Origin of the sequence: Nitrososphaera sp. (genome assembly GCF_013388945.1) — an archaeon.
In the GTDB taxonomy this organism is placed as follows: domain Archaea; phylum Thermoproteota; class Nitrososphaeria; order Nitrososphaerales; family Nitrososphaeraceae; genus Nitrososphaera.
The window spans coordinates 1-11,039 of record NZ_JACAEH010000006.1 but is presented as its reverse complement, the minus strand read 5'-3'; the positions used below and the strand labels follow the sequence as shown (position 1 = coordinate 11,039).

General features: G+C 55.7%; 16 protein-coding genes and 1 rRNA gene. 9 read left to right on the top strand and 8 right to left on the bottom strand.

The features are described from left to right. Window positions 1-76: 76 nt before the first annotated feature. From HXY31_RS04205 to HXY31_RS04180, 6 genes are all read left to right on the top strand, one after another. Window positions 77-268, top strand: a complete 192-nt coding sequence (locus tag HXY31_RS04205; RefSeq protein ID WP_292640041.1) for a hypothetical protein — start codon at window positions 77-79, stop codon at window positions 266-268. Window positions 269-299: 31 nt separating this feature from the next. Beyond that, complete coding sequence (locus HXY31_RS04200) at window positions 300-668, top strand: hypothetical protein (RefSeq protein WP_292640038.1); 369 nt, start codon at window positions 300-302, stop codon at window positions 666-668. Continuing rightward, on the top strand, window positions 661-1,020 hold the full coding sequence (locus HXY31_RS04195) for a hypothetical protein (RefSeq protein ID WP_292640037.1): 360 nt from the start codon (window positions 661-663) through the stop codon (window positions 1,018-1,020). Before HXY31_RS04200 ends, HXY31_RS04195 begins: the two co-directional genes overlap by 8 nt. Before the next feature lie 34 nt (window positions 1,021-1,054). Next, window positions 1,055-2,392, top strand: coding sequence for a tRNA (N(6)-L-threonylcarbamoyladenosine(37)-C(2))-methylthiotransferase (locus HXY31_RS04190; RefSeq protein ID WP_292640034.1), 1,338 nt, complete (start codon window positions 1,055-1,057; stop codon window positions 2,390-2,392). Window positions 2,393-2,486: 94 nt separating this feature from the next. Beyond that, complete coding sequence (locus HXY31_RS04185; protein ID WP_292640033.1) at window positions 2,487-3,446, top strand: hypothetical protein; 960 nt, start codon at window positions 2,487-2,489, stop codon at window positions 3,444-3,446. Window positions 3,447-3,478: 32 nt separating this feature from the next. Further along, window positions 3,479-3,661, top strand: coding sequence for a hypothetical protein (locus tag HXY31_RS04180; protein ID WP_292640030.1), 183 nt, complete (start codon window positions 3,479-3,481; stop codon window positions 3,659-3,661). Here the strand turns inward: HXY31_RS04180 and HXY31_RS04175 are convergent. Continuing rightward, entirely contained in the window at window positions 3,651-3,794 is a 144-nt protein-coding gene (locus HXY31_RS04175; RefSeq protein WP_292640027.1) for a hypothetical protein, read from the bottom strand. The two genes, HXY31_RS04180 and HXY31_RS04175, sit on opposite strands and share 11 nt — an antisense overlap. A 124-nt stretch (window positions 3,795-3,918) precedes the next feature. On the opposite strand from HXY31_RS04175, the gene HXY31_RS04170 reads away from it, so the two are divergent. Then, a complete protein-coding gene (locus HXY31_RS04170; RefSeq protein ID WP_292640025.1) occupies window positions 3,919-5,754 on the top strand; it encodes a hypothetical protein in 1,836 nt (611 codons plus the stop codon). On the opposite strand, the gene HXY31_RS04165 is transcribed toward HXY31_RS04170, so the two are convergent. From HXY31_RS04165 to HXY31_RS04150, 4 genes are read right to left on the bottom strand one after another with little or no spacing between them, the layout of a single operon-like run. Next, window positions 5,751-6,134, bottom strand: coding sequence for a 50S ribosomal protein L31e (locus HXY31_RS04165; protein ID WP_292640023.1), 384 nt, complete (start codon window positions 6,132-6,134; stop codon window positions 5,751-5,753). The genes HXY31_RS04170 and HXY31_RS04165 overlap by 4 nt on opposite strands. Window positions 6,135-6,142: 8 nt before the next feature. Beyond that, on the bottom strand, window positions 6,143-6,301 hold the full coding sequence (locus tag HXY31_RS04160; protein WP_292640021.1) for a 50S ribosomal protein L39e: 159 nt from the start codon (window positions 6,299-6,301) through the stop codon (window positions 6,143-6,145). A 43-nt stretch (window positions 6,302-6,344) separates the two neighbouring features. Continuing rightward, entirely contained in the window at window positions 6,345-6,785 is a 441-nt protein-coding gene (locus HXY31_RS04155) for a DUF6328 family protein (protein WP_292640020.1), read from the bottom strand. A gap of 34 nt (window positions 6,786-6,819) precedes the next feature. Beyond that, on the bottom strand, window positions 6,820-8,148 hold the full coding sequence (locus tag HXY31_RS04150; protein ID WP_292640018.1) for an aspartate aminotransferase family protein: 1,329 nt from the start codon (window positions 8,146-8,148) through the stop codon (window positions 6,820-6,822). A 77-nt stretch (window positions 8,149-8,225) separates the two neighbouring features. On the opposite strand from HXY31_RS04150, the gene HXY31_RS04145 reads away from it, so the two are divergent. Beyond that, window positions 8,226-8,378 carry a hypothetical protein gene (locus tag HXY31_RS04145; RefSeq protein WP_292640016.1) on the top strand — a complete coding sequence of 51 codons (153 nt, stop codon included), beginning with the start codon at window positions 8,226-8,228 and terminating at the stop codon, window positions 8,376-8,378. Here the strand turns inward: HXY31_RS04145 and HXY31_RS04140 are convergent. Then, window positions 8,370-8,630, bottom strand: a complete 261-nt coding sequence (locus tag HXY31_RS04140; RefSeq protein ID WP_292640014.1) for a hypothetical protein — start codon at window positions 8,628-8,630, stop codon at window positions 8,370-8,372. The two genes, HXY31_RS04145 and HXY31_RS04140, sit on opposite strands and share 9 nt — an antisense overlap. A 76-nt stretch (window positions 8,631-8,706) precedes the next feature. Here HXY31_RS04140 and HXY31_RS04135 point away from each other — a divergent pair, with 76 nt between their 5' ends. Continuing rightward, window positions 8,707-9,159 (top strand): RidA family protein, encoded by a 453-nt coding sequence (locus HXY31_RS04135; RefSeq protein ID WP_292640012.1) that lies wholly within the window; start codon window positions 8,707-8,709, stop codon window positions 9,157-9,159. On the opposite strand, the gene HXY31_RS04130 is transcribed toward HXY31_RS04135, so the two are convergent. Together HXY31_RS04130 and HXY31_RS04125 are read right to left on the bottom strand one after the other, a co-directional pair. Next, window positions 9,156-10,118: a DHHA1 domain-containing protein gene (locus HXY31_RS04130; protein WP_292640169.1), complete on the bottom strand. Its 963-nt coding sequence runs from the start codon at window positions 10,116-10,118 to the stop codon at window positions 9,156-9,158. The genes HXY31_RS04135 and HXY31_RS04130 overlap by 4 nt on opposite strands. 207 nt (window positions 10,119-10,325) lie before the next feature. Further along, a 23S ribosomal RNA gene (locus HXY31_RS04125) occupies window positions 10,326-11,039 on the bottom strand; the annotation flags it as partial.

The following is an 11,039-nucleotide window of genomic DNA, read 5'->3' as shown; positions in this document are numbered from 1 at the left end:
TCTGAAAGCCTGCGAGATGTTATATTTATTGCGACGCGGGATTAGGGTTAATAGAACAAACCGCCAAGTACTTGCAATGGCTGCAAAAAAGAGCAGCGCCCTGCCGCTGATCCTTCTGACAGTTTCTTTAGCGTCGATTGCAGTTTCAGCCATTCTCTTGCTCAGCGGGTTCTACTTTTTCTTTTTCTTCATACCGCTCTGGTTCGGCCTGCCGTGGTCGATAAAGAAACTCAGAGAAGAAAAGCAAAAGCTCGAGGACCTGCGCTAACGTATTATAGCGCAGGCGCGCCACGTACCCCGTGTCGATAGACGAGATACTCCAGCTGCCGCAGCGCAAGCTGGTGGTCGCGCAGGCTGATGTCGCGCTTGACAAAAAGTCCCGAAACGAGATTTTCATACTCATGGTGGAAGAGTCGAGGGGCTCTGCAGGGGGAAGGGCTGCAGGCTCCGGCCACAGGAAGATAAGCAAGGTCTACGGCTTTTCCTGCGACGACTCGTGCGAAAAAGTGTTTGAAACCGAAGACCCTGGCAAGGTGGAGCAGTTTGACATACCCTACAGCGCAGTCGCGATGGACATCACGCTCTCAGACGGCAGGCCTTACGTGGTGCAGGGAATAGTCGACCCCGACTTTGTTGCAAGCTACAAGGCGGTGGCAGGCCGTGTCTGACGAGCAGCGTATCGAAGAGACCGCGTCTGCGATTGAAGACCTACTCTACATGGAAGCGATAAGGCTCGAAGGAGAAAAGGCGTCGCTGTCGCCCAAGTTTGAGCTGGTCGCCGCAAACGTCAAGGAGAGCATGAAGCTGACCGCCGCCGACAAAAGCGACGTGATGAAGCTGATGTACTATTCGCTCCTCATATACATGAACGAGTACCTGAAGATGCCAAAGGCGCTCACCATGGCGTTTGGAAACGACATGGAAAACCACCGCGAAAACATGGAGTCCGGCACGCTTGTCACGACTTATGTTGCAGTCCTGTCGGAGATCTGGTCGCAGAACAAGCCGCAAAAGACATGATTTTTAAACCAAGAAAAGCTAACCGCGAGCAGAAATGTACGTCCGCTCGCTCAAGCCCAAGCTGATAGAATCGATAAAGGTCCTGAATAGGCCAAAGGGCAAGGTCTGGCTTGAGGCGTACGGCTGCTCGGCAAGCATGGCCGACTCGGAGATGATAGCCGGCCTGCTAAAGGGCGCAGGCTATGAACTTGCACAGAGCAGAAAAGAAGGCATGGTGAACCTGATAGTCACATGCTCTGTCAAGGACACGACGGAGCACAAGATGGTCCACCGCATAAAACAATTATCAAAAACAGGCAAGCCGCTTGTCGTTGCCGGCTGCCTCCCAAAGGCCGACAGGGCGCTTGTAGAGTCGCTCAACGCCGGCGCGTCATTGATGGGCCCGCATTCGATTGATAAATCGGCAGACGTGGTCGCTTCTGCGCTTTCCGGAAGCAGACTGGTAGCGCTTTCAGACTCCAAGGTTGCCAAGGTCAGCATACCCCGGGTCAGGATAAACCCCGCAGTCAGCATCGTCGAGATTGCAAGCGGGTGCCTGAGCGAGTGCACCTTCTGCCAGACAAAGCTTGCAAAGGGCGAGCTTTATAGCTACCGGCCCGGCGACATCGTCAGGCAGGTGAGGCAGGACGTGGCAGACGGGTGCAGGGAGGTCTGGCTCACGTCTACTGACAGCGGCTGCTACGGCCGGGACCTTGATTCGGACCTTGCAGAGCTCTTGCAAGCGTGCTCTGAGGTTGAGGGAGACTTTAAGATGAGAATAGGCATGCTCAACCCGCAGTACATGCCCGGCATGCTTGGGCGCATGGTGGACGCCTTTGCGAAAAGCGACAAGCTGTTCAGGTTCGTGCACATGCCCGTCCAGAGCGGGAGCGAGCCTGTATTGAGGAAGATGAAGCGGGGCCACACGGCAAGGGTGTTTGCAGACTCGGTGAGGGCGTTCCGTGAGAGGATGCCCGACTTTACGGTGTCGACTGACATCATCGTGGGCTTTCCCGGCGAGACCGAGGAGGATTTTGAGCGCACACTCGACCTGCTGAGGGAGACGGAGCCTGACGTGGTCAACATCTCCCGCTACAGCGCAAGACCCGGGACGGAGGCTGCACGCTCAAAGGGCAGGGTGAAAACCGAGGTGGCAAAGGAAAGGTCAAGGAAAGCCACTGCGCTTGCGCGCAAGATTGCCAAGAAGCGCAACTCTGCCTGGATTGGATGGGAGGGCGAGATAATAGTCGACGAAGTGGGCAAGGTCGCCCAGGGCAGAAACTACGCATACAAGCCGGTGGTGCTGGACGGACCTGCGGAGCTTGGTGCAAAAATCCGCGTGCGCGTTCATGATTTTTCCAGCTTTTCGCTCAAGGCCCGCGCGATCCTGTAAGAGCTCAAAATTGTTAAACCACTGGCGGCCTGTAGCCTACCTCCAAAGCTTTTTAACTTTCGCCAGCTACTGACGACGGGGGAGTACGGGTAGCATGTCTGATCTTCAAATTTCAGGTCCGATTCTAGTCGTGGGCATTGGCGGCGCCGGAGCAAAACTTGCGCGTGAAGCGAAAAAGGCAATCGAGTGCGACTGCCTCATCGTGAGCAACGACAAGCGCGACCTTGCAGACGAGAACTCGGTGTTTGTCAATTCGGGCAAGTACGTCAACCCTTCCACTCTCAAGCTCCGCTCTTTTGCGCAGGGCAAGGCCGACCAGCTGAGGGCCAAGATGGAAGGCTATAGCACGGTCATCGTGATGGCAAACCTGGCAGGCAGGGCCGGCGCGGCGATGGCGCCCATCGTGTGCAACTTGGCAAAGTCTGCAGACACCGTCATTACATTTGCAGTGATGCCCTTTGGCTTTGAGAAAGACCGACTGTTCAACGCCGGCGTGGCTTTAAGGCGCGTCCGGGAATCGTCTCATTCAACCATCGTCATGGACAACGACGCGTTCTTGGACAACAATTCCGATCTCTCAAAGGAGGAATGCTACTCCCTCACAAACAGCGCCATCATAGGCGTCGTCTCGTCGCTCTCGTCGCAGGGTGCAAGGCCGGACATGAACATACTGTGCACGAGCAAGCCCGGCGACTCTGAAACTTCTCTGAGGGACTCTGTCTCGATGCTCTACCAGGACGTGGCAGGGACCGACGCGATAAAGCGCACGGTTCTTTATGTCATGGGCGGCGACAAGCTCCCGATATCGGCTCTCAACCAGCTCGTGTCTTGTGCAAGAGGCATATTCAAGGAAGAGGGCACGACTGAAGTGGCAATGTCGTCGCTTCCGGCTGGCGACGGAGTCAGGGTCAGCCTCGTGGCGTCTGCACCGCAAAAGACGCGCTTTGACGCCTACGACCCGCTTGGCGACATCATCCCGATGGAAAGCCACCTTGACTGGGAAGAGCCCGACTCGGCGCCGGAAATCCAGCTGGCAATCCCGGTAATCGAATAGGTTATTATAACAAAACCTGCAAGCAACCGGCGTTGGAGATCGCCTGCGGCTGCCGGTGCATAGTTTGCAAGAGCCAAAAGCTGACCGGCAACAGCTTCACCGCGCCTGACGGCTACACCGACATTCACCACACCTGCCGGGACTGCGGCGCGCACTTTGACCACCTTGACGGCACCGTGTTTGAAAAGTGCGAGATATGCCACTTCAAGACTTGAAAGAATCTGTCAGCTTTTTGTGGTAGCTGCTCATGCACGGTTTGTTTTCGTCAAGCCTTACCTCTCTCATCTTTTTCCTGTCGTAGATGCTCTGCAAAAACTTGTAGCAGATAGGGCAGACGTCCATGGGCATGCGAAAAGCAATCGCGCGCACCTGTTTTAAATTTTCTGACAATTGTTCTGCAACATTAGGCAGCAGATTTTTCATAGAAGCAAAATCTGTTCTGGATAAATATTCTGCAACTTGTTTACGAGCCGTGAATACTATAAGCATCTCGCAAGGGGTGGTTATCCGAAACCCGCAGGTCAAGGCTATAGCCGACGAGGTCTTCAAGACTTTGCAGCTTGCAATGGACAAGGCAGTGGCGCACCACTTTGAGCCAAAGGCCTACCCTCTTGCGCGAGGCGACTCGTTTGAGCGGCTCTTTCTTGCAAGGTTCAAAGAGCTTCATGCGTACAAGCAACAGGCCGCCCGGACAAAGGTGATGCACAGGATCAAGTCGACACAATCATGGCGAAGGGCCTACTACGGCAGGCTTGCAGCCGTGAACCTAGCTTCGAGCGTGCCTGTGCAAACCCAGGTAGCAAAACTGCCAAAGGCGCGCAGGGGCGTGTCGATGGACGGCCTTGCGGGCTATTACCGCTCGCTTAGCGCGGTCAGGCTGCGCTCTGCAAACGGGGGCTCTAGCCGCGCAGGCGTTGTCAGCGCGGCAATGTCTGCCATGACGCTTGAAGAGTCCGGCGTGGCCGACGTGGCGGCAGCAGTCAAGGAATACGAAAAGCTCCAGGCGATAACAAAAAAGTACAAAGAGCTTGGAGGCGAAAAGGGGTTTCTCGGCCCGCCCGTTTCCGAGGAGCACTGGGCGCCTGACGGGCAGGGACGCTATCGACATTACAAGAACGGCTCTATCTACTGGCACCCCAAGTACGGGGCGCACGAGGTGCACGGGGCAATAAAGGAAAAGTGGAAGGCGACGGGCTGGGAGCAGGGAGTGCTTGGCTACCCAACAACCGACGAGATGAAGACGCCGGACGGCAAGGGCCGGTACAACCACTTCAAGAAGGGGATATTTGCAGAAGGCTCGATATACTGGCACCCCAACCTTGGCGCGTTTGAAGTGCACGGCGGGATAAGGCAGAAATGGAAGAGCCTTGGCTGGGAAAAAAGTTTCCTGGGATATCCCGTCACCGACGAGCTGACGACGCCTGACGGGATTGGCCGGTACAACCACTTCCAGAACGGCTCCATCTATTTCAGCTGGAAGACAGGAGCCCACGAAGTACACGGCGCAATAAGGGAGTTCTGGAAAAACGCCGGCTGGGAGCAGAGTTTCCTGGGCTATCCTGTGACAGACGAGATGGACGCGCCGGACGGCAAGGGCAAGTACAGCAAGTTTCAGGGCGGAACAGTAAGGTGGCACCCGGACGTCGGCGCGTACCTTGGAAGCCCCGACCCTGTCAGCAAGCTCTCGCTCCGGATGATAAAGCTGCACTGCATCGACGAGACAAACGGCGTCGGGGGCAACGAGTACGGCGAGGACGAGATGGCGATAGGCGGCACTCTGGTAGACACATACGGCAACGTCAAGAAGATAAACAAAAAAGATCTCGGCGGCTACTACGACGACGGAAACTGGTCTGACTGGGAGGGCAAGGTGATCTACGAGCTTGACCTGAACCAGACAGACGGGATATGGCCCAAGACCTTCATCGCGACGCTCGTCCTGGTCGAAGTCGACAGCGGCGGCTACACGGAATTTCTGAACAAGATGGCTGACAAGCTAGAGCCGTACGTCAAGCAGAAGGTCAAAGAAGCGGCGATGGTCGGCGGGCAGGGGGTCTCGCCGGGAGTCGGCGGGCTCATCATAGGGTACATCGCCGGCGAGATAGGCGCGTACATCGTCGACAAGATATTCAACGAGATGAGGGACTGGTGGAACGACGACCTGTTCACGCCCTCGACGCTCACGGTCCAGGTGCCGGGTCCCGGCGCGCTGTTTGAAGGCGGAACTTATGACAGCCCTGACTTTTACTGGGACACGTGGGGCCACGGCGGAGAATACGAGTACTGGGTGGACTGGACGGTCCACTAGTCTGCCTTTGGTTCTTTGGTCTCGGCTTTTGCCTCGACCTCTGCAGGTTTTTCAGACGGGGCCTCTGCCTTTGCTTCAGCCGGCTTTTCTTCTGCTGCCGGCGCAGACTCGACGGGCTCCTCGTAAAGCGAGACTGTCACCACGTCGTCCTCGTCTTTTACCATCTTTACCCTGACCTTCCTCGGCGGGTTTGTCTTGCCCCTGCTCCAGACCTGCCTGTTCAGGTCCTGGTCAAGCTTGATGTCGCTTGACTTCATGTGCTTTTCAGCGAATTCGCGGATGATGTTTATCACCCTGTCGGTCCTCTTGTGCTCTGGAGTTATCCATGCCCTTCCGAGGTTGATGGTGTAAACGCGTGTAAGGTTCTCTTCTACTGACATACTATCACCTAGCCGACGTTCACGTCAGACCTGCGCCATATCCTGCGCTTGGGGTTGGTCCTGACCTTCCTCTTTGTCCTGATGATAATCCACGCCGGAACCGGCTGGTTCTGCCTGGTCTTTTTCATCAGTCGCTTCTTGCGCGACGTGTTCTTGCGCGCGGCCATGTACGTTTCATGGATGATTTTTATCCGCCTTTTAAGTGTTGGGCTATTTCCTCATGCGGAACAGCGCATACACGATTATGAAGGGAAACGTGGCCGGCACGAAGGCAAACTCGCCAAGAAGCGAGGACAGGGCTATTGCAAGGCCCAGGTACAGAGTTACTCCTGTCGGCACGAGCCCGAATATTATGAACCTGTGGCTCCTCATCTTGAACTTTTCGATGTCGGTGTACGGGTACTGCAGGTGGTGGTAGATGACCGGCATGGCAAAGAACGACGTTGCCACGGTTATGGAAAACATGGCGACCAGCAGGGCGACCATGTTGACCGTGCTGAGGTTTTCTGGCGGGCTGACAGTTATGTTGAGCAGAAAGCCAAACAATATGCCCGATATGACTATGAGTATGGCGCACTCCCTGAGCACCGTGCCATAGTCCCTGACAAGGTCGTCGTGGCCGTCTTTCACGGCGGTATTTCGCACCGGCATCTAAGAAGGTTTGCGATTGCACTGCAATGCAGTGCTACGTAAAAAGCCCGGCCTGCACGAGCGACTCTGTGGCTGCAAGCAGTTTCTTGACGTCGGGTTCTCCGTGCGCAAACGAAATGGCGCCCATCTTGGTGGGCAAAAAGAATATGCCGTGCTCTGCCATCAGCGCCAGGTGGTATTTTGTCAAAAGCACTCTGTCAGATGTTGCGACGTCTGTCGCGTCTTTCACGTTGTTCTTTGTAAAGTGGGTGAGAAAGAGCGAGTTTGAGCCTGTGACCTGGCACTGTATCCTGGCGTCCGCAAATATCTTTGTCAGGCCTTTTCGCGCCATCTCACCCAGCCTGTCTATCTTGGCGTAGACCTGCCTGTTCTTTGCAAGAAAGTCAAGCGTGGCCCTGCCGGCTACCATCGTGACAGGGTTTGCAGAAAACGTGCCTCCGCCAATCGCACATCTTGTTTCTTTGTCGCGCCTTGCCACCGGGTCTGCAAGGGCCATTATTTCCCTGTCTCCGCAGACGACGCCAATTGGCATGCCGCCGCCGCATATCTTGCCCAGAGTGAAAAGGTCGGGCTCTAGCCCGTACTTGTGCGCTGCGCCCTTGAGCGACAGCCTGAATCCAGTCACTATCTCGTCTAGGATAAAGAGCGCGCCGTTCTTTTTGGCAAACTCTTGCAGGCCTTTCAGGTACCCATCTACAGGGGGTATGCCGCCTGCCCCTCCAAGGAAAGGCTCTATTATGATGCACGCAAGGTCGTCCTTGATGTTTTCAAGCACCTTGAGCGAGCCTTCAAGGTCGTTGAACGGTATCGACTCCACATATTGTTCCTCGTCCTGCACGAGGCCGGGCCCTTCCTCTGCCTCAAACGGATAGTTTACCGTCTGCATTAATGTCGTATTGAAACCGTGCCATCCGCCGATGGCCTTTGCAATCACGCGCCTTCCTGTCTTCGCCCTTGCAAGCCTGACTGCGTACATCGTGGCCTCCGAGCCCGTGCTGCAAAAGCGCATGCTCTCTGCGGCAGGCATTATCTTTTGTATTGCCTCTCCAAGCTCGACTGATGCGTCGTTTGTGACGCCGTAAAGCGTGCCGTTTTTCACCTGCCTTGAAAGAGCGCCTGCAACCGGAGCAGGCGAGTGCCCGAGGATGAGAGCCCAGTGGCCCATCCAGTAGTCCGTATAGGTGTTGCCGTCGGCGTCGCGCAGCTGCTTGCCCCTTGCGCCTGTTGCAAAGAACGGGTACGGCTCGAAATACCTGATGTTGTGGCTGATGCCTCCTGGAAACAGCTTTTGCGCGCGCAAAAAGAGGCGCCTCGACTTGGAAGTCCTGCTCACGTAGCGCCTCAGGTAATCGCCATATTCCACGGCAAGTTGCGTATGGAAATTACGTATAAGCCTTTGTTTCGCTGCGTTTATTTGCCCAGACACTTTCTGATATGGCGATGAACTGCATAAGGTGCCACCACACCCACCAGGCGCACACCGACTCGACAGCTTCTGATTCTCTGCTCAGGGTGGGAAGGTGCTCCGTGCCTGGCTGCGACTGCAATCAGTACGTGGACAAGATTGAAACTATAGACGAGGACCTACTTTAGGTTCCGAAGCGAAGGCGGTATCTGCGCTTCTTCTGGAGTTATTGCAGGAAGCGGCTCAAAGCCGTACTGCTCTCTCAGGGCTGCCTGCTGCTCGATGAGCACCTCGTCAGAGAACTTGGGGCCGATGTAGCCAAACCACATCCAGAGCAGGAAAATGATTGCAAGCGAAACGCCCATCACAAGTACAGACCACGCAACGCCGGTCATCTGGTATCCGCTAGATGGCTTGTCGTGATGAGCGCACATTGCCACCCCTAAATGGAAATGAGGCATTTTAAAAGCATTCGCTTTTTAACAGTAAAATAACTGCGGTTGGGGATAAGGCGCAATGATAGAAGAAAAGCTGTCCTCGCTTGGCATCGCCCTGCCGTCGCCTCCAGCTCCTGCAGGCTCGTACGTGCCTGTCGTCATCTCAGGCAACCTGGCGTTTGTGGCCGGCCAGATACCGCTTGAAGCAGGCCAGGTAAAGTTCAGGGGCAAGGTGGGCAAGGACCTGCCCGTAGAGACGGGCCAGGAAGCCGCCAAGCTGTGCACAATAAACGCGCTTGCGCAGCTCAAAGCGGCGCTTGGAAGCCTTGACAGGATAAAGCGCGTCGTTAAAGTGACAGGGTTTGTCAACTGCGAGCCGTCGTTTGCGGACCAGCCCAAGGTCATAAACGGCGCGTCGGACCTTCTGGTGCAGGTGTTTGGCGAGAAAGGCAAGCACGCCAGGGCCGCAGTCGGCGTCGGCAGCCTGCCGCTCCAGAGCGCAGTCGAAGTAGAGTTTATCGTGGAAATCTAGGCTATCTTGGAGTCGAGAATCTTGATGAACTCGTCCAGCCTGGCCTTTGGCACCACTGCGCCGGAAGCCTTGTCGTGGCCGCCGCCACTTCCCCCAAGCTCCGTCGTTATCTCGTTGACGAGCCTGCCAAGGTGCACCTTGCACTTTTTCGACCCGCGTATAGAGACCACGTACGAGCCAATGTCCTCCTTCAGCTTGTAGACCATCGCAGCCGGCTTGCCGGATGATCCAAGCACGAAATTCACCACCATGCTAGACGACAGGTCGACGGTGCTTGGTGCGTGCGCAAGGTTCTGCAAAGTAACAATGCTTCCCTGGATGGTGTCGACAGCGTTTGCCACCTTTCTGGCATACTTTTCTGCGCGCTCAAATCCTTCCTTGACGTCGTGCGGGTATTTCATCCTGGAAAGGGTGTCGACAATCCTGAACAAAAACTCGTCGTCCTTCTGGCTTGCAGATATCATATAAGACGTTGCAGTTGCCTCTAGCATGAGAAACTGCCTGTCGTAGCGCGGGACCAGCAGCTTTGCCTTTGGTTTTGCCTCCATGTAGTCTGTGAGCGCGCCCATGGCCGCCAAAAACGCGGCGTGCGCCGGCAGCTTGGCTTTGTACTTGCTGTACACCTGCACGCTCGTACATTCTTTTATCGTGTGCACGAGTTTCACGCCTGACTTTTTCAGCGCTTTTTTGATGGCAGGCGATATGTCGTGGTGGTCGATGTAAGTAACATCAGCGTCCTTGGCTATCCTGCCGAGTATCTCTGCAAATTTCTCCTCGTTTCTCTTGGAAAGCCCGAGGTCGCACACAAACAGCTTGCCTATCTTTCTCTCTGCAAGCCTCTCAAGCCTGGGGATGAGCGACGGGTAGTCTGACAGTATTATCGTAGTCGCGTTAAACGCCGCTTTTACAAGGGCCGCCGACACTATGCCGTCGACGTCTTCCTTGTGGGACATGCACACTATTTCCAAAACAGAGTAGCGCCCGCTAGCCGGGATTAATAGTTTGAGAAAAAAGGAAAACGCGACCGCCGTGCACAGGATAGCAGAAAACATCGCCGCAACAGTGGCTTCACGCGTTCTTTGCGTGTTCCGAGGCTGTATAGATGCGTCCATGGCAACGGTGCCGATGGCTATCCACCAACTAAAACCGGTTGCATGGAGCAATCCGGTTCAAGTGCGTTGGGCTGTTGGTGATGGCAGGCTGAACACCTCGCCGAAGCTTGGTGCTTACACCCCCATTCCATCAACGCCATCTTCTATGGCCGCCCTTCTCCTTACGGAAGGCTGTCTTTTCTCGGGAAAGGCTTCGTCCTTAGATGCTTTCAGGACTTATCCTAAGAAGCTTAGCTGCCCAGCTTGCCCTGTCGGACAACTGGTAAACCAGAGGCTTCGCCGCCCTGTTCCTCTCGTACTAGGGGCGACTTCCCCTCAGACAACCACGCCCCTGTCAGGCAGAGACCGACCTGTCTCACGACGGTCTAAACCCAGCTCACGTTCCCCTTTAATGGGCGAGCAGCCCCACCCTTGGCTCCTGCTGCAGAACCAGGATGGGAAGAGCCGACATCGAGGTACCAAACCGCGGGGTCGATGGGAGCTCTCGCCCGCGACGAGCCTGTTATCCCTAGGGTAACTTTTCTGTCACCACCGGCCCCCAATAGTGGGGACACGATGGATCGCTAAGCCCGGCTTTCGCCTCTGTATTCCGTATCATTGGGAATTCAGTCAGACCGGCTTTTGGCTTTGCCCTCACCGGCGGAGTTCTGTCCCGCCTGAGCCGATCTTTGGGCCCCCTCGATACTTTTTCAAGGGGGTGCCGCCCCAGCCGAACTGCCCACCTGCCGCTGTCCCCGTGAGAACGGGTTAGCGATACGGTAATGAATG